The sequence below is a fragment of the Henriciella marina genome (assembly GCF_027213945.1).
GTDB classification, from domain to species: Bacteria; Pseudomonadota; Alphaproteobacteria; order Caulobacterales; family Hyphomonadaceae; genus Henriciella; species Henriciella marina_A.
In genome coordinates this window covers 517520-544302 of record NZ_JAPWGW010000003.1, presented here as the reverse complement: position 1 = coordinate 544302, position 26783 = coordinate 517520, and the positions used below count along the sequence as shown (strand labels likewise).

32 protein-coding genes and 1 tRNA gene are annotated in these 26783 nt (G+C 59.7%); 17 read left to right on the top strand and 16 right to left on the bottom strand.

Annotation, left to right across the window (positions count from 1 at the left end; genetic code table 11):
• Positions 1-332 (bottom strand): IS66 family insertion sequence element accessory protein TnpA (gene tnpA, locus O4G74_RS16465; RefSeq protein WP_419715391.1); only part of this gene is annotated, 332 nt, incomplete at its 3' end.
• A 442-nt stretch (positions 333-774) separates the two neighbouring features.
• Positions 775-864, bottom strand: a tRNA-Ser gene (locus O4G74_RS11925).
• Between the two features lie 164 nt (positions 865-1028).
• Between O4G74_RS11925 and O4G74_RS11920 the strand changes: the two genes are divergently transcribed.
• From O4G74_RS11920 to O4G74_RS11895, 6 genes are all read left to right on the top strand, one after another.
• The gene (locus O4G74_RS11920) at positions 1029-1694 is read left to right on the top strand and encodes a 50S ribosomal protein L21 (protein WP_269402829.1); all 666 of its coding nucleotides are present in this window, start codon (positions 1029-1031) and stop codon (positions 1692-1694) included.
• Between the two features lie 40 nt (positions 1695-1734).
• Positions 1735-2004 carry a 50S ribosomal protein L27 gene (gene rpmA, locus O4G74_RS11915; RefSeq protein ID WP_119380404.1) on the top strand — a complete coding sequence of 90 codons (270 nt, stop codon included), beginning with the start codon at positions 1735-1737 and terminating at the stop codon, positions 2002-2004.
• A 125-nt stretch (positions 2005-2129) separates the two neighbouring features.
• Positions 2130-2657 (top strand): GNAT family N-acetyltransferase, encoded by a 528-nt coding sequence (locus O4G74_RS11910; RefSeq protein WP_269402828.1) that lies wholly within the window; start codon positions 2130-2132, stop codon positions 2655-2657.
• Positions 2658-2667: 10 nt separating this feature from the next.
• The gene (gene obgE / locus O4G74_RS11905) at positions 2668-3711 is read left to right on the top strand and encodes a GTPase ObgE (RefSeq protein ID WP_269402827.1); all 1044 of its coding nucleotides are present in this window, start codon (positions 2668-2670) and stop codon (positions 3709-3711) included.
• Complete coding sequence (proB, locus tag O4G74_RS11900; RefSeq protein WP_269402826.1) at positions 3711-4826, top strand: glutamate 5-kinase; 1116 nt, start codon at positions 3711-3713, stop codon at positions 4824-4826. The genes obgE and proB overlap by 1 nt, the downstream gene beginning before the upstream one ends.
• A gap of 124 nt (positions 4827-4950) precedes the next feature.
• Positions 4951-6336, top strand: coding sequence for an SLC13 family permease (locus O4G74_RS11895; RefSeq protein WP_269402825.1), 1386 nt, complete (start codon positions 4951-4953; stop codon positions 6334-6336).
• Between the two features lie 9 nt (positions 6337-6345).
• On the opposite strand, the gene O4G74_RS11890 is transcribed toward O4G74_RS11895, so the two are convergent.
• The 4 genes from O4G74_RS11890 to O4G74_RS11875 all read right to left on the bottom strand — a co-directional run bounded on the left by O4G74_RS11890 (position 6346) and on the right by O4G74_RS11875 (position 9242).
• Positions 6346-6645 (bottom strand): HPr family phosphocarrier protein, encoded by a 300-nt coding sequence (locus O4G74_RS11890; protein ID WP_269402824.1) that lies wholly within the window; start codon positions 6643-6645, stop codon positions 6346-6348.
• Positions 6642-7046, bottom strand: coding sequence for a PTS sugar transporter subunit IIA (locus tag O4G74_RS11885; protein ID WP_269402823.1), 405 nt, complete (start codon positions 7044-7046; stop codon positions 6642-6644). The genes O4G74_RS11890 and O4G74_RS11885 overlap by 4 nt, the downstream gene beginning before the upstream one ends.
• 84 nt (positions 7047-7130) lie before the next feature.
• Positions 7131-8714, bottom strand: coding sequence for a stimulus-sensing domain-containing protein (locus O4G74_RS11880; RefSeq protein WP_269402822.1), 1584 nt, complete (start codon positions 8712-8714; stop codon positions 7131-7133).
• A 63-nt stretch (positions 8715-8777) separates the two neighbouring features.
• Positions 8778-9242 (bottom strand): peptidylprolyl isomerase, encoded by a 465-nt coding sequence (locus O4G74_RS11875; protein WP_269402821.1) that lies wholly within the window; start codon positions 9240-9242, stop codon positions 8778-8780.
• Positions 9243-9384: 142 nt separating this feature from the next.
• Between O4G74_RS11875 and O4G74_RS11870 the strand changes: the two genes are divergently transcribed.
• Together O4G74_RS11870 and O4G74_RS11865 are read left to right on the top strand one after the other, a co-directional pair.
• Positions 9385-9906: a DUF1993 domain-containing protein gene (locus O4G74_RS11870; protein ID WP_269402820.1), complete on the top strand. Its 522-nt coding sequence runs from the start codon at positions 9385-9387 to the stop codon at positions 9904-9906.
• A gap of 88 nt (positions 9907-9994) precedes the next feature.
• Positions 9995-10654, top strand: coding sequence for a M15 family metallopeptidase (locus tag O4G74_RS11865; RefSeq protein WP_419715399.1), 660 nt, complete (start codon positions 9995-9997; stop codon positions 10652-10654).
• Positions 10655-10669: 15 nt separating this feature from the next.
• Here O4G74_RS11865 and O4G74_RS11860 read toward each other — a convergent pair whose 3' ends face one another.
• Positions 10670-11365, bottom strand: coding sequence for a response regulator transcription factor (locus O4G74_RS11860; protein WP_269402818.1), 696 nt, complete (start codon positions 11363-11365; stop codon positions 10670-10672).
• A 260-nt stretch (positions 11366-11625) separates the two neighbouring features.
• Between O4G74_RS11860 and O4G74_RS11855 the strand changes: the two genes are divergently transcribed.
• The 3 genes from O4G74_RS11855 to O4G74_RS11845 all read left to right on the top strand — a co-directional run bounded on the left by O4G74_RS11855 (position 11626) and on the right by O4G74_RS11845 (position 14745).
• Positions 11626-12672, top strand: a complete 1047-nt coding sequence (locus O4G74_RS11855) for an acyltransferase family protein (RefSeq protein WP_269402817.1) — start codon at positions 11626-11628, stop codon at positions 12670-12672.
• A 212-nt stretch (positions 12673-12884) separates the two neighbouring features.
• Positions 12885-14147, top strand: coding sequence for an MFS transporter (locus O4G74_RS11850; RefSeq protein ID WP_269402816.1), 1263 nt, complete (start codon positions 12885-12887; stop codon positions 14145-14147).
• 94 nt (positions 14148-14241) lie between these two features.
• Positions 14242-14745, top strand: a complete 504-nt coding sequence (locus O4G74_RS11845) for a YybH family protein (protein WP_269402815.1) — start codon at positions 14242-14244, stop codon at positions 14743-14745.
• Positions 14746-15026: 281 nt separating this feature from the next.
• On the opposite strand, the gene O4G74_RS11840 is transcribed toward O4G74_RS11845, so the two are convergent.
• Together O4G74_RS11840 and O4G74_RS11835 are read right to left on the bottom strand one after the other, a co-directional pair.
• Complete coding sequence (locus O4G74_RS11840) at positions 15027-15992, bottom strand: hypothetical protein (RefSeq protein ID WP_269402814.1); 966 nt, start codon at positions 15990-15992, stop codon at positions 15027-15029.
• Between the two features lie 5 nt (positions 15993-15997).
• Positions 15998-18340 carry a UvrD-helicase domain-containing protein gene (locus O4G74_RS11835; RefSeq protein WP_419715390.1) on the bottom strand — a complete coding sequence of 781 codons (2343 nt, stop codon included), beginning with the start codon at positions 18338-18340 and terminating at the stop codon, positions 15998-16000.
• Between the two features lie 217 nt (positions 18341-18557).
• On the opposite strand from O4G74_RS11835, the gene O4G74_RS11830 reads away from it, so the two are divergent.
• On the top strand, positions 18558-19172 hold the full coding sequence (locus tag O4G74_RS11830) for a hypothetical protein (RefSeq protein WP_269402812.1): 615 nt from the start codon (positions 18558-18560) through the stop codon (positions 19170-19172).
• A 1-nt stretch (position 19173) separates the two neighbouring features.
• Here O4G74_RS11830 and O4G74_RS11825 read toward each other — a convergent pair whose 3' ends face one another.
• Positions 19174-19719, bottom strand: coding sequence for a DUF3833 domain-containing protein (locus O4G74_RS11825; RefSeq protein WP_269402811.1), 546 nt, complete (start codon positions 19717-19719; stop codon positions 19174-19176).
• A gap of 262 nt (positions 19720-19981) precedes the next feature.
• Here O4G74_RS11825 and O4G74_RS11820 point away from each other — a divergent pair, with 262 nt between their 5' ends.
• Genes O4G74_RS11820 through O4G74_RS11810 form a run of 3 tightly spaced genes read left to right on the top strand, consistent with a single transcriptional unit; the run spans position 19982 to position 21447 of the window.
• On the top strand, positions 19982-20332 hold the full coding sequence (locus tag O4G74_RS11820; RefSeq protein WP_269402810.1) for an ArsR/SmtB family transcription factor: 351 nt from the start codon (positions 19982-19984) through the stop codon (positions 20330-20332).
• Positions 20329-20880, top strand: a complete 552-nt coding sequence (locus O4G74_RS11815) for an SRPBCC domain-containing protein (protein ID WP_269402809.1) — start codon at positions 20329-20331, stop codon at positions 20878-20880. Before O4G74_RS11820 ends, O4G74_RS11815 begins: the two co-directional genes overlap by 4 nt.
• 15 nt (positions 20881-20895) lie before the next feature.
• Positions 20896-21447 carry a DUF4287 domain-containing protein gene (locus O4G74_RS11810; RefSeq protein WP_269402808.1) on the top strand — a complete coding sequence of 184 codons (552 nt, stop codon included), beginning with the start codon at positions 20896-20898 and terminating at the stop codon, positions 21445-21447.
• 21 nt (positions 21448-21468) lie between these two features.
• Here the strand turns inward: O4G74_RS11810 and O4G74_RS11805 are convergent, their stop codons facing one another.
• On the bottom strand, positions 21469-22272 hold the full coding sequence (locus O4G74_RS11805; RefSeq protein WP_269402807.1) for an enoyl-CoA hydratase/isomerase family protein: 804 nt from the start codon (positions 22270-22272) through the stop codon (positions 21469-21471).
• A gap of 69 nt (positions 22273-22341) precedes the next feature.
• On the bottom strand, positions 22342-22884 hold the full coding sequence (locus tag O4G74_RS11800) for a nuclear transport factor 2 family protein (protein ID WP_269402806.1): 543 nt from the start codon (positions 22882-22884) through the stop codon (positions 22342-22344).
• Positions 22885-23002: 118 nt separating this feature from the next.
• Here O4G74_RS11800 and O4G74_RS11795 point away from each other — a divergent pair, with 118 nt between their 5' ends.
• Positions 23003-23176, top strand: coding sequence for a YqaE/Pmp3 family membrane protein (locus O4G74_RS11795; RefSeq protein WP_119380422.1), 174 nt, complete (start codon positions 23003-23005; stop codon positions 23174-23176).
• 78 nt (positions 23177-23254) lie between these two features.
• Here O4G74_RS11795 and O4G74_RS11790 read toward each other — a convergent pair whose 3' ends face one another.
• A complete protein-coding gene (locus O4G74_RS11790; RefSeq protein WP_269402805.1) occupies positions 23255-24367 on the bottom strand; it encodes an NADH:flavin oxidoreductase in 1113 nt (370 codons plus the stop codon).
• A 152-nt stretch (positions 24368-24519) separates the two neighbouring features.
• Between O4G74_RS11790 and O4G74_RS11785 the strand changes: the two genes are divergently transcribed.
• The gene (locus O4G74_RS11785; RefSeq protein WP_269402804.1) at positions 24520-25542 is read left to right on the top strand and encodes a hypothetical protein; all 1023 of its coding nucleotides are present in this window, start codon (positions 24520-24522) and stop codon (positions 25540-25542) included.
• A gap of 159 nt (positions 25543-25701) precedes the next feature.
• On the opposite strand, the gene O4G74_RS11780 is transcribed toward O4G74_RS11785, so the two are convergent.
• Genes O4G74_RS11780 through O4G74_RS11770 form a run of 3 tightly spaced genes read right to left on the bottom strand, consistent with a single transcriptional unit; the run spans position 25702 to position 26775 of the window.
• On the bottom strand, positions 25702-25878 hold the full coding sequence (locus O4G74_RS11780) for a DUF4169 family protein (RefSeq protein WP_269402803.1): 177 nt from the start codon (positions 25876-25878) through the stop codon (positions 25702-25704).
• Positions 25875-26474, bottom strand: a complete 600-nt coding sequence (locus tag O4G74_RS11775) for a GNAT family N-acetyltransferase (RefSeq protein WP_269402802.1) — start codon at positions 26472-26474, stop codon at positions 25875-25877. The genes O4G74_RS11780 and O4G74_RS11775 overlap by 4 nt, the downstream gene beginning before the upstream one ends.
• A gap of 4 nt (positions 26475-26478) precedes the next feature.
• The gene (locus O4G74_RS11770; protein WP_119380427.1) at positions 26479-26775 is read right to left on the bottom strand and encodes an aspartate decarboxylase; all 297 of its coding nucleotides are present in this window, start codon (positions 26773-26775) and stop codon (positions 26479-26481) included.
• Between the last annotated feature and the right edge of the window lie 8 nt (positions 26776-26783).

Sequence of the window (26783 nt, the reverse complement as noted above, 5' to 3'; positions counted from 1 at the left end):
GGCGGGAGGATCGGATCACCATTTGGAGTCGACCGAATATCGGCCGGACGGTCTGACTTAGGACTAAGCCTATGACTTAGCTTATGACTAAGGGTATGACTTAGCCTATGACTAAAGCTATGACTTAGGCCCCCGCGGCGATACAGAAGATGTACGGGTTCTGGCCGCGGCTCGCGTTTGAACTGGGCGCGCCAGTTCCCGAAACGCTTCAGCGGCAGGTCGTTCACTTCGCAATATTCGCGTTGATTCAAGTCACTGCGCTTCCACGCCTCGTGATGGGCCCACCAGAACGCTTCCAGCTCCGCACGTTTCTCAGGTGACAATCTCGGCATCGGCATCTCCTCTCGACTTTTGAACACCAGCCGAAAGAGATCGAACGCCCCACACCGCGCACAAGCGTGTCACTATTGGACGCTTACTTACTCCGCTCGCGTATTTTCCCTGTTATGGAAAGCAATTTTCCCTGTTATCGATCAAAAAATTCCCTGTTATTCCGCGCAGGGAATTCATCTATAAAGCGCTGTAAACACGTAGTTTTGTGGCGCTAAAAGTCGGCTTTTCCCTGCAAAAGTGAGCGATTTCCCTGTAAATCGGCGATAACAGGGAAAATGCCCAGTAAGAGATCTGTTGAAATTGCCGGGTAGAGACTTCGGCGGGAATACCGCGGTTGTTCAGGGGTTTCGTGGAAAACAGAGACCAAAGGACATGAAAAAGCCCGCCAGTGGCGGGCTATCTCGGAAGTTTGGAGATCTGGTCTTCAAATCTAGGGGTGCGTGGCGGAGAGAGAGGGATTCGAACCCTCGGAGCCCTTGCGAGCTCACTAGTTTTCGAGACTAGCCTATTCAACCACTCTAGCACCTCTCCGTAGGGGCGGGGAGATAGCGTTACATCGGGGTGCATGCAAGCCCCCGGATTCATGCAGGACAGGGTTTGACATCAGAAGGCCGATAGTGTTTATCCGCGCCTTCATGTCCGGCGCCATGCGCGTGCGGACACTCAACTAATTCACCTTCCGGAAGGATGAGGCCATGTTCGCGGTCATCAAGACTGGTGGCAAACAATACAAGGTTGCCGAAGGCGACCAGATTGTTGTCGAGAAACTCGCAGCCGATGCTGGCGCTGACGTTACGTTCGACGTGCTGATGCTGGGCGACGGCGACTCCGTCACGCTCGGTGCGCCTGTCGTCGATGGCGCAAGCGTTGTCGGTGAAATTGCCGCCCAGCGCAAGGGCGACAAGAAGCTGATCATGAAGAAGCGTCAGCGTAACACCTATCGTCGCAAGAAAGGCCATCGCCAGCTTGAAAGCGTCGTTACGATCACATCGATCCTGACCGACGGCAAGAAAGCCCCGGCAAAGAAGGCTGCTGCGCCGAAAAAGGAAGAAGCTCCGAAGGCAGAGGCCAAGGCGCCTGCTGCAAAGAAGGAAGCTGCGCCAAAGGCTGACAAGCCGAAGACCGACAATCGCGGTCGCCTTGAGCAGGCAGACGGCAAGGCGGACGATCTGAAAAAGATCTCCGGTGTTGGTCCGGCCATGGAAAAGAAGCTCAACGCTGCGGGCATCTTCCACTTCTGGCAGGTTGCCGAACTGAACGCGACGCAAGCCCAGGAGCTTGACGATGAGGCCGGTCTCGGCGGTCGTATCGAGCGCGACGAGTGGGTCAAGCAGGCCGATCAACTGGCAAAAGACGCCTAAAGCCGATACAGGCTTTACTTAAGGATCAAGGAGCGCCCTCATGGCACATAAGAAATCAGGCGGCTCGTCACGTAACGGTCGCGATTCGAACCCGAAATACCTTGGTGTGAAGAAGTATGGCGGCCAGCACGTGGTCCCAGGCAACATCATCATCCGCCAGCGTGGCACCAAGACCTATGCAGGCAAGGGTGTCGGCATGGGCAAGGATCACACGCTCTTCGCGCTCGAAGAAGGCCGCGTCGAGTTCAAGCGCACCCGTGGCGACCGTCAGTACGTGTCGGTTGTCCCGATGGCTGACGCTGCAGAGTAAGCGATCGGCTGCAGGTGGCCGGCGTGCTGCCTGACAATCGAACCGCACAAGATGTGAAGGGGAGACAGGTGGCTGTCTCCCCTTTTTCTTATGCTGCTGGTCGCAATGAGCCTGGAGAGTGACGGATGGTTCAGGAGTTGAAGACGCCAAGGCTACGCCTTCGTCGCCCCATGGTGAGCGATGCGCCGCATATTACGGCGTGCGTCAACGATCCCCGCATCTATGAGAAGGTGGCCCGCATCGCGCCCGGCCAGACAGTTAAAGTCACCACCGGCTGGCTGGAATCGGTTGCCCGTGGCGCGGCGGGCGATCTTGATCACGTCTTTGCGATCGAGGTGGAGGGGGCCTTTGCCGGCATTGTCGGTGCGCACCGCACGCGCGACGGCGACCCTTTCGAGATCGGCTACTGGCTCAGCCCCGGATACTGGGGGCAGGGCATCGTGACCGAGGCGGCTCGCGCTCTTGTCGGGTGGCTGGAAGAGTCTGGCCGGGGCGATCGCTTCACATCGGGGTATTTTGCCGACAATCCGGCTTCTGGCAGAGTGCTAGAGAAACTCGGCTTCCAGAAAACCCATAATGCGCCTGTCTTCTGTCTCGGCCGCGGACAGGATGTTGATCATGTCTTCATGGTGCGCGAGCCAAAGACGCGCTAAGGACCTTACAATGAAATTTCTCGACCAGACCAAGATCTATGTAAAAGCCGGCGATGGCGGACGGGGCAGTTCCTCCTTCCGGCGCGAAGCCTATGTCGAGTTTGGCGGGCCCGATGGCGGCGACGGCGGTCGCGGCGGGCATGTCTATGCCGAAGCGGTCGAGGGTCTCAACACGCTGATCGACTACCGCTACCAGCAGCACCACAAGGCGGAACGCGGCGGCCACGGCATGGGAAAACAGCGCCACGGACGTGGCGGCGAGGACAGGATCGTCAAACTACCAGTCGGGACGCAGATCTTCGAGGAAGACCAGGAAACGCTGATTGCCGACCTCACCGAAGTCGGTCAGCGTGTCCTTCTGGCGCGCGGCGGCAATGGCGGCTGGGGTAATCTCCATTTTAAGACATCGACCAACCGCGCTCCGCGCCGTGCCAATCCCGGCGAAGAGGGCGAAGAGCGGACCGTCTGGCTGCGCCTCAAACTGATTGCCGATGCTGGCCTGCTCGGGCTGCCGAATGCCGGCAAGTCCACCTTCATGCGCGCGGCCACCGCCGCAAAGCCGAAAGTTGCAGACTATCCCTTTACCACGCTTCATCCGGGTCTTGGCGTTGTCGATCTGGGCCCTGGTACGCGCTTCGTGCTTGCGGACATCCCGGGTCTGATTGAAGGGGCCGCAGAGGGCGCAGGCCTTGGCCATCGCTTCCTCGGTCATGTGGAGCGGTGCAAGGTGCTGCTCCACTTGATCGACTGTACGCAGGATGACCCGGGCGATGCCTGGCGCACGATCCGCAAGGAGCTTGAAGACTATCAGCCAGAGATGGCCAATAAGCCGGAAATCGTTGCGCTGACCAAGATCGATGCGCTTACCGAAGAACTGGTCGATGCACAGGCTGCAGAACTCGAGGCGGCGTGTGGCCACAAACCGATGCGGCTGTCCTCGGTTGCCCGGACGAATGTCCGTGAGGCGCTGATGGCGCTCGCCCGTCACCTTGGCGACCTGCGCATTGCAGAAATCGAAGCCTCTGAGGAAGAAGAAGAGGACTGGCGCCCCTGATGGGGTCGCCGCTGGATAGGGCTCGCCGGATTGTTATCAAGACCGGCTCTGCGCTGATCGCCGCGAAGGGCGCGCCGCGCCGCGACTGGATTGACGGGCTGGCGGCTGACATCGCTGCGCTACGCGCGGCAGGTAAAGACGTCGTCTGGGTCTCTTCCGGCGCAGTCGCGCTCGGCCGTCCGCACCTTGGCAGGGGAAGTCAGAAAAAGCTTGAAGAAAAGCAGGCCGCTGCTGCGCTTGGCCAGCCGCTGCTCATGTCCGCAATTTCGGATGCACTCGCCCCACATGGCATCAAGGCAGCGCAGGCGCTGTTGACGCTGGAAGACACTGAACGTCGTCGCCGCTGGCTAAATGCGCGCGCAACGCTGGATACATTGCTGGCGGCCGGTGCTGTGCCGATCATCAATGAGAACGATACGGTCGCCACGGAAGAAATTCGCTATGGCGACAATGACCGGCTGGCCGCACGCGTCGCCCAGATGCTGAGTGCCGATGTGCTTGTGCTCCTGTCCGATATTGACGGGCTGTACACTGCGGACCCGCGCAAGGACCCTAAAGCCACCCATATTGCCGAAGTGCTGGAGCTGACGGATGCGCATGATGCCATGGCTGGCAGCGCAAATGCCGGTTCGGGCGTTGGGACTGGCGGGATGGCGACGAAGCTTGCGGCTGCAAGAATCGCCTTTGGGGCAGGGTGCGCGACGGCTATCACGCTAGGTGATCGCCCGCGTCCCATCGAAGCGCTGCGCTCTGGTGAGCGCGCGACGTGGATCACGCCGTCTGTTTCTCCAGACACGGCTCGCAAGGCCTGGCTTAAAGGTCACCTGACACCTGAAGGCGCTGTTCTGGTCGACGACGGGGCCATGGGCGCGCTTCTCAACGGCTCCAGCCTGCTTGCCGTGGGGGTCACCGCCGTTGAGGGCCGTTTTGAGAAGGGCGCAGCGGTTGCCATCAAAGCCCCGGATGGCGCGGTTATCGCGAAAGGCGTGACGGCTTACGATGCCGCCGATGTGCAGCGTCTTGCCGGCGCTCATAGCGACGACATTGAAGCGCGGCTCGGTTATCGGGGGCGCCCGGCCATTATTCACCGTGATGACCTCGTTCTGGGTAACTGACCGCCGCGCGAACTTGACGAAGCGTGCCGGTCCTGACCAGTGTCGCCTCAAACGTCTTTGAGGGAGGACGCCCATTAAACCCAAGCGTATTGGATTGTGGCTCGGACCGCTGCTTGCGATCGGCATGGCACTGGCTGGAACGCCGGAAGGTCTCGACTGGGCAGCGTGGGGCACCGCCTGCCTGCTGGCCTGGATGGCTGTCTGGTGGATGACAGAGCCGATTCCGATTCCGGCGACATCGCTGCTGCCGCTCATCGTGCTGCCGCTTGTCGGCGCAGGCAATCCGACCGTCGTGGGCGGGGACTATTTCAACCATATCGTTGTGCTTCTGCTCGGCGGATTTATCGTCGCCATGGGGATCGAGCGCTGGGATCTGCACAAGCGGATTGCGCTGAATGTTGTCGCAAATGTCGGGACGAAGCCCCGGACCCTGATCTTGGGCTTCATGGCAGCGACCGCGCTTCTCTCCATGTGGATCTCGAATACCGCGACAACCATCATGATGGTGCCGATCGCGCTTTCTGCAGCAGCCGCTCTGCCCGGCGACACCAGACTGTTCAAGACAGCACTCCTGCTGGGTGTCTGCTATGCGGCGTCCATTGGCGGTGTCGGCACGCCAATCGGGACGCCTACAAATCTGATCGCGATGGACTGGCTGCAGAACAATACAGGCGCGGAAATCGGCTTTCCGCAATGGATGGCCTTTGGTGTACCAGCCGCCTGCCTGCTGGTCCCGGCCGCCTGGTGGGCGGTGACGCGCGAACTGCCCAAGCGAGGAAACGCCGAAAACGTATCGAATGAAATCAAGGGACAGCTTGGTGCACTTGGCAGGATTTCGACGCCCGAGGCGCGCGCCGCCGGTGTATTCGCCATAGTGGCAACGCTGTGGGTTCTACAGCTGCCTCTGCTTGCGCTGGCAGAAAGAGCCGGCCTCGACCTTCTCGTCTCATACAAGGGCGCACGGATGGACATGATCACCGCTATTTTCGGCGCCGTGCTGATGTTCATTGTGCCGGCTGGAAGGGACGAAAAGCGCGCGCTGCTCAATTGGGAGGAAGCTGAGAAGCTGCCCTGGGGTGTGCTGATCCTGTTTGGCGGCGGCATTGCGCTCGGCAAGGCAATATCGCGCACGGGCCTTTCCGAATGGATCGGTGAACAGCTGACTGTCCTCTCTGTCCTGCCGCCGCTGATCTTTGTCGTGGCTGTCGTTGCGCTGGTCATCTTCCTGACCGAATTGACCTCGAACGTGGCGACCATGACAACGCTGGCGCCCATCCTCGGCTCGCTTGCCTTGGCCATAGGTGCCGCACCCGAAAGCCTTCTCGCGCCTGCGGCCGTGGCAGCGTCCTGCGCCTTCATGCTGCCAGTCGCGACCGCGCCCAACGCGATCATTTATGCGACGGGGGAAGTCTCGGTTGCGCAAATGATGAAGCGCGGTCTGCGGGTCAATTTGATCGGTGTGGTGGTGATCAGTGCAATCGGCTACTGGCTGGCGCCGATTTTCCTCTAGGCCTCGCGCCTAGTCGTCATCGTCATTCTCACCGAAGCCGTCGTCGATCATGGCGCAAACTGCGTCCACAGAAGGGGCTGCTTCCGCCCCGCTCGCGCGAACTTCGACTTCGCTGCCCTGATGGGCGGCAAGCATCAGCAAGTCCATGATGGAGTGGGCGTTCGCGACCTCTCCATTGCGCACGACGAAGACCTGGGCGGGCAGGGTCATGGCGAGGCGGGCCAGCTTTGCCGATGCGCGGGCGTGCAATCCTTTGCGGTTAACGATCTGGACCCGGCGCTCGACCAGGCTTTCACCATCGGCGCTCATGCGGTCTTGTCCATGACTTCAGAGGCAATGCGTATATAGGACTGGCCGGCATCTCGCGCGGCCTTAACGGCATCGGCGAGCTTGGCCTCGCTCCGTACTTCGACAAGCTTGATCAGCATGGGCAGGTTGACCCCGGCAATCACATCGATCCTGGCATCTGGCATGACGGAAATCGCCAGATTCGACGGCGTGCCACCGAACATATCGGTCACGATGATGACGCCCTTGCCGGTATTGCAGGCCGCGACCGTCTCACGGATCTGTTCGCGCCGCGCGTCAATATCATCCTCAGCTTCGATCGAGATTGAGCGAAAGTATTCCTGCTCCCCGACAACATGCTCGGTTGCCCTGACAAGCTCCCGCGCAAGCTTTCCGTGGCTGACGACAACAATTCCGATCATCTGACAGTCTAGTCCGTATTCCCACTAATTAACGAAGCTGACAGGGTTTGGCTGAACGTCAAGCTTTCGCTATGCGGTGCAACTTCAGCTTGCAGGCAATTCAACAACAAAGCGCGCGCCGCCACTTTCGCGGTTTTCGGCCCAGACCTGACCGAGATGGGTGGCAGCAATCTGCTGAACGATGGAGAGGCCAAGCCCGGAATTGCGCCCGAATGCAGCGCCTTTGGGCCTGTCTGTGTAGAAGCGGTCGAAAATCTTCTCCAGCTTGTCGTCTGGAATGCCGGGCCCGATGTCTTCCACCACGATCCGCGCTGTTGTCTGCGGCCCGATCCGGTCCTGTTCCACGCGCACGGTAACGGTGCCATCCTGCGGAGAGAAAGACAGCGCATTGTCGATCAGGTTGCGGATCACCTGGCCGAGCGGGCCCTCACGCCCGCGCACGCGCAGCCCTGCGCCCATGGTTGCATCTTCAAAGCTGACCGTCGGGCCAGCCTCATCAAGCTTCAGATGCTCATAGGTCGAGACGACGTCCTGCACGAAGCGAGCGATGTTCATCGTTTCGGTCGGCACGCGGGTGATCTCGGCCTCGAGGCGCGAAGCGTTGGAAATATCGGTGATCAGCCTGTCCAGCCGGCCAACATCATGCGCGATGACCTCGTGCAGCTTGGCCATCGCTTCCGGATTGCCCTTGACCCGCTCAGCCGTCTCCACAGCGGAGCGGATGGAGGTCAGTGGATTCTTGATCTCATGGGCCACATCGGCGGCGAACTGTTCGTTCGCACTGATCCGCTCGAACAGGGCGTCCGTCATCGACCCCATAGAATTTGCAAGCGCGCCGATCTCGTCGCGCCTGCGGGCAATGCGTGGCAGATCCAGCCTCTGAGAGGAACCGGACCGCACATCGTCTGCAGCCGCAGACAGCCTGCGAAGGGGCCGGGCAATACCGATCGTCAGAAGGGTCGAAGTGATCAGCGCGACCAGTACAGCGACGCCGATAAAGGGTATGAGGGCAGCGCGTTCGGCGCGGATGATCTCATCAATGTCGTTCGATTCCACTGTCAGCACGCCGACAACTGCGGACACATGCTGGACCGGGACAGAGACGGAAATGATGCGCTGGCCCCGGTCATTGAAGCGCTGGCTGGCTGCTTCGGCGCCCGATGCCGCAACGGCAAACTCGTCTTCGAAGGTCTGGGTGCGCACGGCGTCGCCGCCGCGATCAGGGACGATGGCGCCAAAGGTCGAGACCGCCCACTCAGACAGGGAGCGCCCCCAACGCGACAGCCGGCTCGGCTCCTGCAGGGGCGGCAAGGACGACACTACAACCCGGTCGGACAGGAAGTAGCTGTCGCCGATCAGGCTACCCTCGGGCCCGTAGACCTTGCCGCGTATGGATACAGGAAGGGAGAGGTCAGCCAGTGTTGCCCGCGCGAGATCCTCATCCATGACGGGTTGCGGCTGGCCGAATGTGGCGCCTTCCGCGAGCAGGTTGGAAAAGACCTGCGCCTGGCCGACAAGGTCCTGCTTCTTGGCGACCACAAAACTTGCGCGCATCTCATTGAGCACCATGGCGCCCAGAATGAGAATGGCGAGACCGGCAAGGTTCGATGCAAAGATGAGCCGCGCAATGCGCGAGGAGAGCGGGTTGGCACCTTTAAGGTCGGGCAACCGCCATTTTCGCTTGGGCTCTTCCATCTGTTCCCTGCCGGGCCTCAATTGTTAAATGCCTGATCAGGCGTCAGCTTCGACTTTCAGCGACTTGATGGAATCCGGGTCGCGTACCGGCTCACCGCGCTTCAGCTGGTCGATGTTCTCCATGCCTTCAACGACCTGGCCCCAGACAGTGTATTGCTTGTCGAGGAAGCGCGCCTCGTCAAACACGATGAAGAATTGCGAGTTGGCCGAGTGTGGCTGGTTCGTGCGGGCCATCGAGCAGATGCCGCGCACATGTGGCTCGTCGTTGAACTCTGCCTTCAGGTCCGGCTTGTCAGAGCCGCCGGTGCCGGTGCCGTTCGGGCAGCCGCACTGTGCCATGAAGCCGTCGATTACGCGGTGGAAGACGATGCCGTCATAGAAGCCTTCGCGTGCAAGCTCCTTGATGCGGGCAACGTGGTTTGGGGCAAGGTCAGGGCGAAGCTCGATCTTCACCGGGCCCTTGGTCGTCTCCATCAGGAGCGTGTTTTCTGGGTCTGCCATGATGTGTCTCCGTGTTTCATCTGGTTGCAGCTGGCATAAGCCTCACAGGCCCGCCGGGCAAACCCTCCTTCGCATTCTCTTGCTCAGATCTGCTCTGACATGTAGCCCTCGTGCGAACCCATCGAAACGCTAGGAGCACCCAATGAGCCTTTCCCTTTACGAAGCTGTCGTTCTGCCCATGCAACAGACCGTTGGCTCTGTACAAGGTGTCCTCGAAAAGGGCGCGCAGCATTATGAGGCCCGCGGACTGAACCCGGACGATCTGCTTGGCGAGACGATCCATTCGGACATGTTTCCCCTGACCTTCCAGCTCCATTCGGTCATGCACCATTCGCTCGGCGCCCTGGAAAGCGTTCGCCGCGGCGAAGCCGGCCCGCCGAACAAGCTCGAAACGCTCGACTATGCCGGTTTTCAGGCCAAGCTCGCCGAAACAGCCCAGACGCTGGCAGCGATGAAAGCCGATCAGGTCAATGAATGGACGGGCAAGGACGTTGTCTTCAAGCTTGGAGAGATGTCGCTGCCATTCACGGCAGAAGGCTTTCTCTTCTCCTTCTCCAAACCAAACCTCTATTTTCACGCCACAACAGCCTATGACATTCTGCGCATGAAGGCCGTTCCGATCGGAAAGCGCGACTATCTCGGCCAGATGCAGCTGAAGCGGTAAGCGGCCTCAACAAGGACGATATACTAGGCTGCTGCGCGCTCTTGGGGGAGCGGGGGTTGCAATGAAACATCTGATATCGATCTGCCTCATGGCCCTGATGGGCTGTGCCACCTCGATTGGACAGGAGAGCGCGCGCTTGGCTCCGGACGGATTTGTAAGAGTGGCCAATCATGTCCCCGGCCTGATCGAGGATATGCGTTACCACACGGCCCACAATTTTGTCGGTGCGCCGGTCGATGGGTATGAAGCGCCAATCTGCTGGCTCACCCGTGAGGCAGCAGATGCACTGGCTGAAGTGCAGGCGCGGCTCGCCGGATTTGGTCTCGGCTTGAAAGTGTTCGATTGCTACCGCCCGGCCCGCGCTGTCGCGCATTTCGGGCGTTGGGCACGTGACCTTGAGGACCAGTCCACCAAGCCTGTCTATTATCCGAATGTCGAGAAAGCGGAGCTTTTCAGCCTCGGCTATATTGCCGAGCGATCAGGCCATTCGCGCGGCAGCACGATGGACCTCACACTGGTTGATATCGCAACGGGCGACGAAATCGACATGGGCTCCCCGTTCGACCTGTTCGATCCGATATCGTGGCCGTCGGACCCGCGCCCGACTGCGCAGCAGCGTGCCAATCGGGCCTTCCTGCAGTCCATCATGCAGGCGCATGGGTTCAAAGGTCTCAAGGAGGAGTGGTGGCACTTCACCCTCGTCGATGAGCCTTTCCCCGATACCTATTTTGAATTCGTAATCAGGTGACCGGCCGGCCTGAGCTTAGCTCTCATTGTAGCGATAGCCGACGCCGTAGAGGGTCTCGATCGCGTCGAATTCGTCGTCCACTTCGCGGAATTTCTTGCGTAGACGCTTGATGTGGCTGTCGATGGTGCGGTCGTCGACATAGATCTGGTCGTCATACGCCGCGTCCATCAACTGGTCGCGGCTTTTGACATAGCCTGGGCGCTGGGCAAGCGACTGCAGGATCAGGAATTCGGTGACGGTCAGGCGGACCGGTTCGCCGTCCCATGAACAGGCATGGCGGTTCGGGTCGAGCGTCAGGCGGCCGCGAACGATCGGCTTCTGGTCGCCATCTTCGACCTGACCTTCGGTCGTGCGCGAGCGGCGCAGCACGGCCTTCACGCGCTCTGACAGGAGGCGATTGGAGCAGGGCTTACGCACGAAATCGTCGGCGCCGATATTGAAGCCGATGACCTCGTCGATCTCTTCATCCTTGGAGGTCAGGAAGATAACCGGCAGTTCGGAGTTCTGGCGCAGGCGCCGCAGAAGCTCCATGCCGTCCATTTTCGGCATCTTCACGTCGAGGATGGCAAGATCAGGCGGCGTTTCGGTCAGGCCAGACAGGGCAGACAGGCCGTCATGATAGGTTTTGACGTCGTAGCCCTCAGCTTCGAAGAACATTTTCAACGAGGCGACAATGTTCTCGTCGTCGTCCACCAATGCCAGCGTTGTCATCTTAGCCTCCTCTCAACCCATTCGGCTATACAGTTTGCAAGGCCAAGGGTTTCTGCCCGGCGTTGAACCACGGTTCGCGCCTTCGAGGAAGCCCCCGGCCCGTCACCAAGAGACCCCTAGCCTGTGGCGAGGCTTGGAAGGCTCTGGGGCAATTTGGGGGCATGTGGCGGCAGGGGCTGCCACAATTCGGGACGGCATATCCTGAAAAGTGAGCACAGATCTTGCAACTCGCCTGACAGGCTAGTCTTGAGGGACCGGAAATGACCAAGCACCGCATTGATTGGGTCGATTACGGCAAGGGTATCTGCATCATCCTCGTAGTGATGATGCATTCGACGCTGAATTATGGCGAGATGGTCGGCGGCACCGGCTGGATGCACGATGTTGTCGCTTTCGCCAAGCCCTTCAGAATGCCGGACTTTTTCCTGATTGCGGGTCTTTTCCTGTCGCGCTCGATCAATGGGCCGCTGGTCGACTATATCGACCGCAAGGTTGTCCATTTTGCCTATTTCTACCTGCTCTGGCTGGGTCTCCAGACAGTCGCTTTCGAGGCTGACCTCCTCCTGTCGGACCCTGCGGGCGTTGGTCTTATCTTTTTGAAACAACTCGTCTTTCCGGCCTCCAGCCTCTGGTTCATTCACCAGCTTCTCTTCTTATATGTGGTGACGCGCCTGATCGCTCGCGTGCCTGTTCTGGCCGTCTTCGCGCTCGCTGCGCTGGCTCACATCGCCTTCTATGCTGGCTGGATCGCGCCATCATGGTCGGTGACCGAGCGGTTTGCCAACTGGTATGTCTTCTTCTTCGCGGGCTACGCCTTTGCCCCGCTCGTCTTCCGCATCGCAGATGCTGTGCGCGGACATGGCATGGTGGCCGTTTCGGCGCTCGCTGTCTGGGCAATCTGGAACGCGCAGCTTGTCAGCGTCGGCCTTGGCGATGCGCCAGTGATCAGCCTTGTCCTTGGTTTTGCAGGCGCTTTTGCCATTGTCAGCGTCGCTTCGCTGCTTGCCCGCTTCGATATTGGCAATGCGATCCGCTATGCGGGCAAGCACTCCATCGTCATCTATCTGACCTTTTTCATTCCAATGAAGGTGGCCCAGAAGGGCCTGGCCATGACCGGGCTCATTCCGGATGTGGGCTGGGCCTCGCTATCGATCCTGTTGTTCGCGCTGGCCGCGCCGCTCGTCCTCCACTTCGTGATCCGCAAGACGCCGCTCGCCTTCCTCTATGAGCGCCCGGCCATGTTCCGGATAAACAATGCGAAGACACCGCGTCCGGCCAAGGACACGATTGGCCCGGTGGAAGCCTGAGGGAAAGCGCCGCGCCATACCGTCGGAAAGTGCTGCGCGCTTCCTGCAAGAACGATGGTGTACTGACGGTGTAGTGGCGGTGTTTCTGGAAGGTGTTTCGAAGTGCGACCCAAGAGTTTCTGTGGATAGAGGCGGTAACGCCTTGCCCTTGCGATAGCTGACGTCGGCGTCACCTTTGCTTCGCCAGAGACTTGCTATACCTCTCGCCCGGAATGGCTGCTTCACCTCCTCCTTCGTCCGGGCAAGGCCCAGGGATATCAGACGCGGCAGCCCCAGCCGAACGCCGCCTTTCTTCGACAGAGCTTCTTTTCCTGACGCTCGCCTCGGCGGTGGTGACGGCCAACGCCTATTACATTCACCCAATCATTTCAGAGGTCGCGCGCGGCTTTGAGGTGAGGGACGCGGTGATCGGCATTGTGCCAGGCGCCAACCAGCTCGCGCTGGCGCTGGGTGTGTTCCTGCTCCTGCCGCTGGGCGACCGGATCTCTAATCGCAAGCTGGTGACGATCACGGTGGCCGGGCAGTTCCTGTCGATTACGGGCATGGCATTCGCGACCGATTTCAGGCTGTTCACGCTCGCATCGACCATTCTCGGCTTTTTCACGATCGCGCCTTACCTGCTGCCGGCCTATGCCTCAAAACGGGTCGATCCGGCTCAGCTTGGCGCCGTGACGGCCATGCTCACCACCGGTGTCATCGGCGGCATTCTCGTCGCGCGAGCCGGGGCTGGCATCGTGGCTGAGACGTTTGGTTGGCGCACCGTCTACTATATCGCCTCCAGCTTCATGCTGATCGTCTCGATCCTGATGCCCTTCATCATGGATGAACGCGAGGCAGGCAGCGATGATGAGCCCAAGCAAAGCTATCTCAGCCTTCTCTTCTCCATGGTCGCGCTGGTGAAGCGCTATCCGGAAATCATCATTTCCGGCGCCATGCAGGGGCTTGGCTTTGGTGTCTTCCTGTCTGTCTGGATGGGCCTTGGCCTGCATCTGCCTGACATGGGGTATGGCGTAGATGTGGTCGGCTATCTCGCTGCCTTTGCGGGTTTCAACCTGTTCACGACGCCCGCGCTCGGCCGCTGGGCTGATAGGGTGGGGCCGTACAAGGCGCGCATCGTGGCGGCGGCGGTAAATTTCGTCGCGGTTTGCCTGCTCTGGCCGCTCGGCTACAATCTCTGGCTGCTTATCGTTCCTGTTGTGCTGATGACGCTTCTTGGGCCGCTGGTCGATATCTGTAACCGGATGACATTCCTGTCTCTCGAGAAAAACATCCGCACCCGCCTCATGACCATCTATATTGTGATGATGTTCATCGGCGGCGGCATTTCGAGCTCGGCTGGCACAGCCGTCTATGACTATGCGGGCTGGCCCGGAAATGCGGTTCTCGCCGTCTGCATGTCGGGCGGCCTGTTCACGCTGGCCATTATTGCGTGGCGTGTCTTCGGGCGGAAGATTGACGGAACGCCTGCCGGGTAGGAGCGCACGTGGAGACGGGCTTGCCAGTCCGGCGCGTATCTTGCTTTGGAAAGGGAAACGCGCCAGTGCGAAGGCGCTTTCGAGAGGGATCACTATGCGACACGCCGCATTCACTGCGATCATGTTCACCGCTGCCATTGCAGGCTGTCAGACCCTGCCGGAAGAGCTTGGGCCGCAAGATTTCAGCGTTATTGAAGCCGCCTCTGCCGACTGGGTGGGCGCCTATAATGCCAATGACTGGGAGTTGCTCGCCTCCTACTTTACCTCAGACGCGATCCTGATGCCGCCAAACGGCCCTGCCGTGACCGGACGCGAGAACATCGCGGCCTGGGAAGCCGAGAATGAGACCGGCTACCGCATCGCACTCGATATCGAGAATATTGGCGGCAGTGGCGACACCGCCTATGTGCGCGGCCGGTCATGTGTCTTCGTCCCGCTGAACGAGAGCGAATACGGCGTCGATGCAGGCAAGTTCCTCGAAGTGCGCAAGCTTCAGGAAGACGGCGCCTGGCTGGTCGATGTCGATATCTTCAATTCCGACACGCCTGAAGAGGCTGGCCTGCAGGCCGCGTGTCCATTTGCGGATGGGTGGGAGTAGGGCGACTTAGGCATAGCCGTCCGCAGATATCTGCAACGGCAGGTTTCCATAGCATTCCCTCGCAATCGATGCGTTGTAGTCAAATCGTCCGCCATGGACCCCTGTCTTCACAGGGGTCTACGGAAGGATGAGCTTTCGAAACAGACGTTGAAGGGTGTGCAATCTGTCTCCGGGGCTCAAGGCTGGGCCGCTGACGCGGCGCCTTCCGCGGTATTGATCACTTTAAATCGAAACTTGAGGGGGCTGGGCATCGCTGCGTGGAAGCGTATGCCACGCTCTAACTAATATCGAACGGGTTCAGCTTGTGGCGGTCTGGAGTTTATAAAACTATGAGCGTCTTTAACCGCATGCACCACTTCTGAGAAGTAATGTTCTAAACCTTTGGAGATTACATCTGCGAATTCAAGCGAGTGGTAACCGGGCGTCTCATCGGAGTGAAATAGAGTTAAGGCATCCAGGGCCGCATTGCATCGATTTATCAGCCAATCGATGCCATCGCTTCCTGCATTGGCAGCGGCGCAATATTCGCGCATTGGGTCTAAGGCATTCCGAAGTATGTTGATATGACTCAGCGCTTGGCCTCTGCGGTCGCCTTCTGAAGGAATCTTTTGGAAGAGATAGCCCAAGTTTTTGGGGATGAGCTCGCCTAACGATTTTTCCCTAAGTGCCATCCTTGCCGCCTCTTCGCGTTGATCGATGATTGAAATAACTTGCTGGCAAATCGGGACCAACACCTCGGCGTTGCGTTGTCGAAACTCATTCACTTCGACCGTAATTTTCTCCGATTTTTGATCGTACCAATAGAGGTTCATCGAGAACCGATCGCGGTGAATGTCATGGTGTCCACCACTTGCCCAAGACAGAGGATTGTTTTCGTTGCCGCGCCCCGTTGAAGAGGGGTGCCCAGACAGCCGATTTCTAGCATCACGTATCGGGCGTAACTCAACGCAATTCTTTGCTTCCCATTTAAGGCCGACGGCTTTGCAAAGCGTCTCTACGCTGTCTTGCACCACATAAAGAGCCTGGAGAAAGCCATAAACAAGCAGCGTGCTCGGACCAGCCGCGTCATGAACCTTCTCGTACTCAAACGCGGCGTCGATTCCATCTTGGATATTATCAAGAGCACCGCAAAAGCGATTGAAGTCATGGTTATCCGGCATGTGCCAACCGATGCTCAAGTAGCTGTTCAGCCGTTCGCGAATCTGTTGTGCCAGCTCGGCCAGACCCGACGAGCTTTGGTCGTACATCCGACCTAAACCCCCGTCACGAAGGTCGAGATGACCTTTTTCAGGCCGACATTCTTGAAGTTGACCTGCAGCTTGGTGCCGTCGGCGCTGAGGACCTGCCCGTAGCCGAATTTCTCGTGGTGGACGCGTTGGCCGATCTTGAAGCCTGATTTGCCTGCTGAGGTGGCGATAAGTTCTGCCTTGCCGTCGATGACGGGGCCGGTCTTTGAGCCTTTGCCGGCATTCTCCTTGAGGCGGCGCCAGCCGGGAGAGGTGTAGTTGGAACGCTCGCCAAGATCCTCGATCGTGCCCTGGAAGCCCTGATCGGCGCCGGGCATGGTGGAATAGCCGGTCTCGCTGCTCGCCTCGACATTTTCGTGTGGGAGTTCATCGACAAAGCGTGATGGCAGGACGGACTGCCAGCGCCCGAAGATCATGCGATTGGCGACAAAGCTGATCGAGCATTTTTCACGCGCCCGGGTGATGCCGACATAGGCAAGGCGGCGTTCTTCCTCGAGGCCTTTCATGCCAGACTCGTCCAGCGAGCGGCGGGACGGGAAGACTTCTTCTTCCCAGCCGGGCAGGAAGACCATCGGCCATTCAAGACCCTTGGCGGCGTGAAGCGTCAGGATCTGAACCTCATTGCCGGTGCTTTGCCCGCCGACATCCATGACAAGCTGCACGTGTTCGAGGAAGCCGGCGAGGCTGTCGAACTGACCGATGGCGTGGATCAGCTCCTTGAGGTTGTCGAGCCGCGTCTGGGCCTGCGGGGAGCGGTCCTTTTGCAGCATATCGGTATAGCCGCTCTCGTCCAGGATGACCTGCGCAAGCTCATGATGGGCCATGCCGTTATTTAGGCGATCGCGCCAGAGGTTCACCTGGTCGATGAAGGTGGTGAGGCCGCGCTTGGCGGGGCCTTTGACCTCATCGGTCTGAAGGATCATCGGAGTGAGCGTGAAGAGCGAACGGCCATCTTCGCGGGCGAGGCTCTGCAGTTTCTGGATCGTGGTGGCCCCGACGCCGCGCTTGGGCTGGTTCACGACACGCTCAAAGGCGAGGTCGTCATCGGGACTGCGCACAAGGCGAAGATAGGCTAGGGCGTCGCGAATCTCGGCGCGCTCAAAGAAGCGCGGGCCGCCGATCACGCGGTAGGGGATGCCCAGCATGATGAGGCGTTCTTCGAAGAGCCGCATCTGCCATGAGGCGCGCACGAGAATGGCGCAGTCTTCATACTGGCCGCCCTTGTTGATGTAGCTCTCGATGTCGTCGCAGATGAGGCGCGCTTCGGCCTCGCCGTCCCAGAGGCCGCGCACCTGGACTTTTTCGGCGTCCGGACTGGCCTGTTCACCGTCGCCCACGAAGAGCGTCTTGCCGAGGCGCCCCTTGTTGAAGTCGATAACGGAGGAAGCAGCGGCGAGGATGTGTTTGGTCGAGCGGTAATTGCGCTCCAGCCGGATGACCTTGGCGCCCGGGAAGTCCTTCTCGAAGCGCAGGATGTTGTCGACCTCTGCGCCGCGCCAGCCATAGATCGACTGGTCGTCATCCCCGACGCAGCAGATATTGTTCGAGCCGCGCGCCAGCAGGCGAAGCCATAGATACTGGGCGACGTTAGTATCCTGATACTCGTCCACCAGGATATATTTGAAACGCTTGTGATAGTCCGCCAGCAGGTCCGGATTGTCCTGGAAAATGGTGATGTTGTGGATCAGCAAGTCGCCAAAGTCGCAGGCGTTCAGGACCTTCAAGCGGTTCTGATAGGTCTCGTAAAGCTGGATCGCCTTGCCGTCGGCGAACTGCCAAGCTTCGTCCTTGGGGACTTTGGCCGGCGTCAGCGCACGGTTCTTCCAGCCATCAATGAGGCTTGAGAGATGGCGCGGCGTCCAGCGTTTCGTGTCGATGTTCTCAGCCTCGATCACCTGTTTGCAGAGGCGGATGACATCATCCATGTCGAGGATGGTGAAGCTGGATTTGAGGCCTGCGAGCTCGGCGTGGCGGCGGAGAATCTGCGCGCTGATCGAGTGGAAGGTGCCGAGCCATCTGAGCCCTTCACCGGCGTCGCCGATGAGGTGCAGCGCGCGCTCGCGCATTTCACGGGCCGCCTTGTTGGTGAAAGTGACCGTCAGTGTCTGGCTGGGCCAGGCGAGTTTGGACGCGATGATATGGGCAAGACGGGTCGTCAGAACGCGCGTCTTGCCTGTGCCAGCGCCTGCGAGAACCAGAAGCGGGCCTTCGGTCGTTTCGACGGCGTCGCGTTGTTCGGGGTTCAGGCCATCGAGATAATTGGCATTCGTATCCGGTACGGGCGCGCGGGCAGCGGCCATTTCCGAGATAGATGGGCGGCGATTCGGGCTGGAACTCATGGAGAACATATAGCAGGGATTGGCCTTAATGGCAGGGGCCGACTGTGGGCTGTGCTGACGCCGCAGAACCTGCACCAGTGGGGCGGGACCGAACCGGTCTATGCTCGTTGGACCCGGCATGGTGGCGGCAGCGCCAGAGTCCGCTGGACCTCACTTAATGCCTCATGAATTCCGGCACGGAAATTGCGGATGCCTTCTTCTTTGTGCTGACAGAATGGGGCAGGTCATGGCGAAACCAGAACGGATCGTTTTCGAATATGGGTATGGGGCGCGGATCGCCTCTGCGTTCGTGGCCCTTCTGATGTGGGGGCTGGTGCTCGCGTCGCTGTCCGGTGCCACCTATCTTCTGGTTCAGGGCGATGCCCTCGCGGCGACGATTGCCTGCGCGATCGGTCTCATTCTTGCGCCACTCGCCATCAATCACCAGCATGTGATGCGCCTCAAGCATCAGTGGCATCTTTCGCTTCGGCCTGGCCATGTCATGCTGGTGCTGCCTGTCCATCGCGCCGCGCACCACCGGACGAAAGGCTTTGAAGGCGAGATCAGCTATCGCAGCATCAAAGGCATCTGCCGCCGCCGGGAGACCCATAGCGTGCTCGGCCTGAAGATGAGTGTCATGGCTTATTGGCTCGAACTGCAGGACGGCCGGCTGATGTTGCTGGGGGAAGATCGCAATCCGGGCGCGCACGAGAATGGTCGCAAGACGATTGTGGCGCGCGCGAGCGAAGCTGTCAGCCGGACATCCGGCCTGCCACTGCGCCGTGCCGAACCAGCACATACGGATCGCCGTTTCTTTGGCCTGATCGGCAACGGCGCGCCTGCCTGGACGCAGGACGCATAGCTCAGCCTGCGTCTGGTTTGCTGAAAGCGATGGTCACTTCGCCGATGCGCAGGCCGAAGCGGGTGACATAGGCCCTGTTCAGCAGCACCCCATCCTGTAGCAGGTACATCCAGTCGTCGAAGCCGACATTCCAGGTGCCGTTGCCAACCTTCAGGTCGACCCGGTAAGTCCAGTTGAAGGCGTTGCCGACGGCCTGTCCTTGCGCCATGTCGGGTACGTCGTTCGCAGTGCCGCGATACCGCCCATCGCCGAGAATCTCGATGGTCCAGGTGCGGGTGTCCTGCTCGCCATCGCTATAGTCGAACTCCTCCACCAAGGTCAGCGTGTCGCCATCCAAGGTGCCTGTAATGTCGACCTTGAACTGGCGCCTGATCTTGCCGAACCGGTCCTCGAAGATGCCATAGGCAGTCGTCTCGCCAAGGAAATAGTCTTCCAGCCGGAGCGTCTGATCAGCGCTTGAAAAGTCTTCCAGAGAGTTTGAGACGCAGCCGCCAGCTGCGACACTGGCGGCAAGAAGGGCGGGGGCGAGGCGGGCTTTGAGGCGCATGGGTGTGGTCCTTTTTGCCCAGTTTACGCAGATGCCTGACGGCCAGATCATCGCGCACAGCTCGCGCGTCCTGAACTTGACAGATTCCCATAATGCGGTCTGATAACCTTAACGTGTATGCAGGCTGTGGGTGGGGGGAGCACATCATGCCGAGCTCAGAGGGGTCTTACCGTCTGATTACACGTGCGCGAGACGCCCCACCGGAAAAATGCAAAAGCTGAGAAGACTTGATCTTCGCCAAAATATGTAATTATGTAATTACATGATTACCAGTGATGACATGTCGGCGGTTTTTCACGCGCTTTCTCATGAGAGCCGACGCGAGATGCTGGATATTCTGAAGGCAAGGCCCGGCGTGAGTGTGGGGGAGTTGGCCAAGGCGTTCGATGTCAGCCGAATCGCGGTGATGAATCACCTTTCCGTGCTGGAAAAGGCGGGTCTCATCATCAGCGAGAAGCAAGGGCGCACCCGCCATCTCTATCTTAATGCTGTCCCTATCCGGATGATCCAGGAGCGCTGGCTGGATGCCTATAGCGAGCCATTTGCCGGGCGGGTCACGTCGATAAAGGCTTTGGCCGAAGCGGCCGCAAAAGGAAGAAGGGAAGACCAATGAGCGAGACAGGAATGGAAGTGGCAGGCACTGCCGAGGACCGTCAGGTCTACAAGGCGATGATCGATGCGCCGATTGAAGTGGTATGGAATACCCTGGTGAAGACCGACGAGGTGTTGCCTTTCTTCTTCGGCGCCGTGTGCGAGGCGGAAGACGCCGCGCTGAAGCCGGGCAACCGGATGCGCATGGTCACACCGAACCGTAAATATGCCAGCGTCGTTGGCGAGGTGTTGGAGTTCTCACCACCTCACCGTTATGCGCACACATTCAAGTTTACCCAGTGGGATGATGACGACTGTACGGTCACTTACGAGTTGAGGGAAACGCCTGAGGGCGTCGAATTCTCGCTTGTCACGACCGGTGTGCCAGCGGGCACGAAGACGGCCAAGTCGATGCATCAAGGGGGAAGCTTCATCACGCAGAACCTGAAGTCGCTGGTCGAAACCGGCAAGCCGGGCTTCAGTGGGAAAATGGTGATGATGCTAGGGCCGGTGATGGGGTTCATGACTCCATCTGCCTGCAGGATTGAGAACTGGCCGCTCAAGCGCTAAACGGGAGGAAGACCCATGACAGATAAACAGAATGCCGCGCTCGATACGATGAAGACGACGATCGCCGATAAGACCGGCAAGCCGTTCGACGATTGGGTGAAGCTGGTCCAGTCGAGCGGACTGGAAAAGCACGGCGAGCAGATGAAGATGCTGAAGACCGAGCACGGCTTTGGTCATGGCCACGCCAATCTTGTCTGCCAGGCAGCAAAGGGAAGGCTTGATGCCGATGAGGGGGACATGCTGGCCGGCCAGTATGAGGGCAAGAAGAATTTAAAGCCGGTCTATGATGCGCTGGAAGCCTTCGCCCGATCGCTGGGCGATGATGTCGAGATTTCGCCGAAGAAGACCTCCGTCGCGTTTCGCCGCTCGAAGAATTTTGCCGTCGTGACCCCGGCGACCAAGTCCCGGATAGATATTGGCTTGAACTTAAAGGGTGAGGCCGGAACGCTGCGGCTTATCGAAGAAAAGCCGGGCAGCATGTGCACGCACAAGATGAAGATCCAGATGGTCGAAGAGGTCGATGACGAGCTCAAGGCCAGGATGAAAGAGGCTTACGAGCGGGCTTAAGGGCCGGGTGGGGCCCCGCGTTTACCCTCCAACCTTCGCCCGCGCGGCCTTGAAGTCCGGGGCGCGCTTCTCGGTGAAGGCGGCGACGGCTTCCTTGTGCTCTGGCAGGGTGTAGCAGACCTCGAGGCTCTCATGCTCGCGGGCCTGGATGCGGGCCGTGTCAGTGTCGCAGCTATTGGCGCTGAGAAGCTGTTTCGTCATGCGCAGCATGGGCGATGGATTGGCGGCCATCTGTCCGGCGAGCGCCAGCGCATCGTCCAGCAGGGTTTCAGGTTCTGACAGGCGGTCTGCGAGGCCGAGCTCCATGGCTTCTGCGCCTGAAACAGGCCGGGCAGTGAGCAGGAGGTCATGTGCCTTGCCCCAACCGACGCGCTGGACAAGAAAGTGAGAACTCGCAAGCTCCGGGACGATGCCAACGCGGACAAAAACGAGACCAAACTTCGAGACGGTCGAGGCAATGATCATGTCGAAGGACAGGATCTGCGTCACGCCAATGCCGAAGGCCGGGCCGTTAACCGCAGCGATGCAGGGCTTTGACGAGCGGATGAGGGAAATCCAGTCGATACCGCCGTCGCGCTTGTGGGCCCTGGTTTCGGACGCGTCGATATTGTTCTGGAAGTAGGACATGTCTGCGCCCGCGCAGAAGCCGCGGCCCTCGCCGGTCATGACGATGGCGCCAATGTCTTCGTCTTCATTCGCCGCCGTGATCGCCTGACCCAGTTCCCGGCTCATGTCCGGGGTCCAGGCGTTCAGTTTTTCCGGGCGGTTGAGCGTGATGAGGCAGACATTGCCCCGCGTCTCAACCTTGATCTGCTCGTAGCTCATGGCGTTCTCCCTGATTTTTTTTGCCAGGGTGATCGGTCTGCCGCTGGGGTAGTCACGCGGAAATTTTAGTCAGTCCGCCTGCATGACGTCGGTATGGGTCAGCGTGTCTGTATATTGCTGGAAGGCCGTGATCCTGCCGTCCTTCACCGTCCAGACATGCACAAATGGAATGTCCATCGACTTGCCGGTTTCACCGTGTTCAGCGGTGTAGCGGCCAATCGCGACGACTTTGTCATCTTCGGCGACATAGTCGGACGGGGTTGCATTGAAATAGGCCCACTCGCCGCCAAGCCGTGCAAACAGGCCGCTGACGATCTCGTCGGCGCCTTCATAGGGATTACGGTCGGAATACGGGCTGTTTTCGGCTTCGTTCCAGACGATATCGTCGGCAAAGTCAGCCAGAACGGCGGCCATATCGCCGTTGGCGAAGCCCTCATAGACGCGCTGGATGACGACTGTGTTGTCCGTCGCGTTCGCCATATTGCCGGTCTCGCCCATCTCCGTCTCAGGATATGCCGCAGGCGCCTCGGCTGCGGTGTCAGGTGCAGGCCCGGGCCTTTCACCACAGGCACCGAGCAGGGCGATGGCGGCGATCACAATGGTCAGTTTCATCAGTATTCCCCCGTAATAGGCGCACAGGGAGGCACTGGCCCGCGCGAACTGTCAACTAATTTTCAGGAACGCTGAAGGCAGAACGCGCGTTACTTGATCTGAACAAAAGGAAACATTCATGTCACTGGTCCAGATACTTCTATCCATCTTCCTGCCACCAATCGCGGTCTTCCTGAAAGCCGGCGTTGGTCTGCAGCTCATCATCAACATCGTGCTATGCTTCTTCTTCTGGCTGCCTGCGGTGATCCACGCCCTGTGGATTAGCGCGAAGGGCGGGCCAGAACCGGTCTGATACCGGTAGGGCATAACGCCAAAGAAAAAGGGCGGACCTTTCGTGAGGTCCGCCCTTTCTGCATTCGAGAAGGTGGCTCTAGTAGAGCGTCGCCATCGCCTTGGCGTCATAGTCGGAAAGCTCCTCAGTGCGGCCTTCCTTGACCTTGGTTGCCCATTCCGGGTCCTGGAGCAGAGCGCGGCCAACGGCGACGAGGTCGAACTCGCCTTTTTCCAGACGCTCGACCACATCGGTGATCGGGCGTGTCTTGGAACCTTCGCCGCGCATCGCGCCGGTGAATTCTGATGAGAGGCCAACAGACCCGACCGTGATGGTTGGAAGGCCGGTGAGCTTCTTCGCCCATCCTGCCGTGTTGAGGCCCTTCTCGCCGTCGACTTCAGGGAATTCTGCTTCCCAGAAGCGGCGCTGACTGGCGTGGAGGATATCGACGCCTGCGTCGACGAAGACCTTGAGGAAGGCTTCGAACTCCTGCGGGGTCTCAGCGAGGCGTGCGGCATAGTCCTGCTGCTTCCACTGCGAGAAGCGCAGGATAATCGGCATATCGGGGCCGACCGCCTTGCGGATTTCAGAGATGATCTCACCGGCAAAGCGCGCGCGCTCTGGTAGGCTGCCGCCATATTTGTCCTCGCGCCTGTTCATGACGTCCCAGAAGAACTGGTCGATGAGGTAGCCGTGTGCGCCGTGGATCTCGAGCGTATCGAAGCCGAGCTCCTTTGCGCTCTTTGCAGCGTCGGCGTAGGCCGCGACCATGTCGGCGACTTCTTCGTCAGATGGCGCTTCGAAAAGCTGCTTGCCCTTATGGGTGATGCCGGATGGGCTGTCGGACGGGGCGTCCGGAAAATGACCGGTACCGGTCTTGCGCAGCAGGCCCTGGTGCCAGATCTGAGGCCCCATCTTGCCGCCTTCGGCGTGGACAGCCTCGATGACCTTCTGCCAGCCGGACAGGGCCGCATCGGTGTGGAAGAGGGGATAGTTTGGATTGTCAGACGCGCCCTTGCGGCGCACCAGCGTGCCTTCGGAAAGGATAAGGCCAACATCGGCAGCAGCGCGGCGAGCGTAATATGCGGCAACATCATCGGTCGGTACGCCGTCCGGGCTGAAACCGCGGGTCATCGGCGCCATGACGATCCGGTTGTCGAGCTCCAGCGATTTTAGCTTGAAGGGTTCAAACAGGGCGGCGGCTGAGGACATGCGAATACTCCCATTGCAAAAGTCTGGTCTGGCAGATGGCGTATGAAGGAGGGAGGTTCAATGTTTTTCTTATTGAGAAAGTATTCAGGGTCAGTTCACTTGATGATTGCGAACACTGGTGCCACTCTCGACAGATAATGGGGGGACCGGAAATGAAATTAGCACTTAGTCTGATAGCTGTCGCAGGACTTACAGCGTGCGCAACGCCGGGCATTGACTATTCGGCGCGGCTTGTCCCTGCGAACACTGAAGCGGTTGAAACCCGAACGGTCGATGTTGGCCGGTTCAATGGGCCTGCGGGAAACTGGTATGCGTCTGAGTTCGAGGCGATGCTCTCCAACGCAACCTTTGACGGGATGCCCTGGTTCAGCATTGCCCGGTACAGTGATGGCTATGTGCCCGATGGGCAGCGTGCTGGCATCTATGAAGGCAATATCGATATTGAAGGTTATGAGGCCGAAGAATACTCAACCTCCCAGACCGAGTGTGTGGAATGGGATGGACCGTTTGACTGTGAGCGCCGGGCCGAAGTCGAGCAGATCTGCCTGCGTGAGACGGTGAATGTCTCGGTGACCCCGCGCCTGATCGAGTATGGCAGCGGCCGGATGATCTATCAGGACACTTTTTTCGGAAGCTCGAGCGCCGAGAGCTGTGAAGACGTCTACGTTGTCGGGCGCCGCGGACGCCGGGGTCATGGCGGCGGCTGGACCTATGGCCTGTCTGCGGGCATGCAGCCCCCGCCAGGTCTGGTGCGCGATGCACTGGTCAGCACGCTAAGTGACATTCGCAATGAAATTGCGCCGCGAAATGCGGTTATGAGGGCGGTATTCGTCAAGGATGCGATGGACCCGGTTGTCGCGGCCGACCCGCGCTTTGAATCTGCTGTCGATGCAGGCAATCGCTCGCCCGATGCCTCCTGCGCAGTGTGGCAGGATCTGCATGTCCAGTACCCGTCAGCGCCTGCGGTCACGCATAATCTTGCGGCCTGCTACGAATCTGCAGCGAATTTCAACGAGGCTCATGCACTCTATGCCGAGGCGGCGCAGCAGGCTCGCGCCTCTGGCATGCAGGTTGACCCGCAATATGCAGACTCGCTGTCGCGCCTCTCGGCCTACCGCAACGGCCTGCAGGTTCTGGACCGGCTGACAGGGTACACGGCGCCAGCCATAAACTAGGTGAGTTGGGCGTCGTTCAGGCGGCGCCCATCAGGAAGCCGATCATGGTCGCCAGCAGAAAGCTGACTGACACGACGCTGGTGGTGAGCAGGATGCGGGACATGGGCGTGCTGTTCCTTTCTGGAAGTTAACGACCAGAATTGAACGCCGCTTTATGCGCTACTGTTCCCGCTTTGCGCCGTCGAGGCCTTTACTGGCGCGGGCCGTTTCTGATTTCTGGGCGGTCTTCTCAGCCTTGGTGCGGCCGAACTTCCCCCGGTTCTCGGCGGCTTTCTTCTCGGTCTCGGCGCGCTTCTTCTGTTTGCGCGCCTTGTTGAGATTGATGGGCGTGGTCATGGCGCCTTGCCTCCATTTGCGAGCCGCGCGTCAAGCCGGTCGCGGACTGCTGGCCATTCCTCGGCAAGGATCGAAAAGACGACCGTATTGCGCAGATGGCCGTCGGGCAGGATGCGGTTGTGGCGCAGGATGCCTTCCTGCGTGGCACCAAGCTTCAGCACGGCGCGGCGCGAGCGGGTGTTGCGCTCATCGACATGGAAGTAGACGCGGATGGCGCCGGCGTCGAAGGCATTGGCGAGCAGAAGCCGCTTGCTGGCTGGATTGACGATGCCGCCCTGAAACTCTGGCGCGTAGATCGTCATGCCGACCTCTACATTGCGCCAGTCTGAATTCGGATTGAGGTAGGCTGTCATCCCGGCAAAGCGCCCATCCGGCATCAGGACCGCAAACGGCCGCAGCGTGCCTGCCTCGGTGCGCTGGCGGATTGTCTTCGTCCAGGGGGTGATCCAGTCGCCCGGCGGATTGTAGAAAGGCCACGTGGCGAGGCGCTCACCGGAGCGCTCTGCCATGTCACGCAGCTGGCCGGCATGAACGCCCGGATCGAACGGCACGAGCCGAACGTAATCATTGGCGAACGGGGCGTCCGGCAGCTGCATCAAGCTAGTCCTGGTGCTGGTCGCGCCACTGCTCCATGGCCAGCGAGATCGCAAAGGTCTCCCGGTATTTCGGGCTGGAGGCCGGGCGCGGGGCACGGGCGGAGGTGAGCGCCATGATCTCGGCAAGCTTGTTGTGCGCAGCGCCAGCCTGACCTGCGCCAATATAGGCATGCAGCTCAACAAGCGCCGAAGAGAGCGGGTCATGCGCACGGATCACGAAGTAGGGCTCGTCCTCACCAAGCTTGGAAAGAACGTCAAATTCGGACGGATTGGCTTTAGAGCCGACAGGGGCTTTGGACATATGTGGCG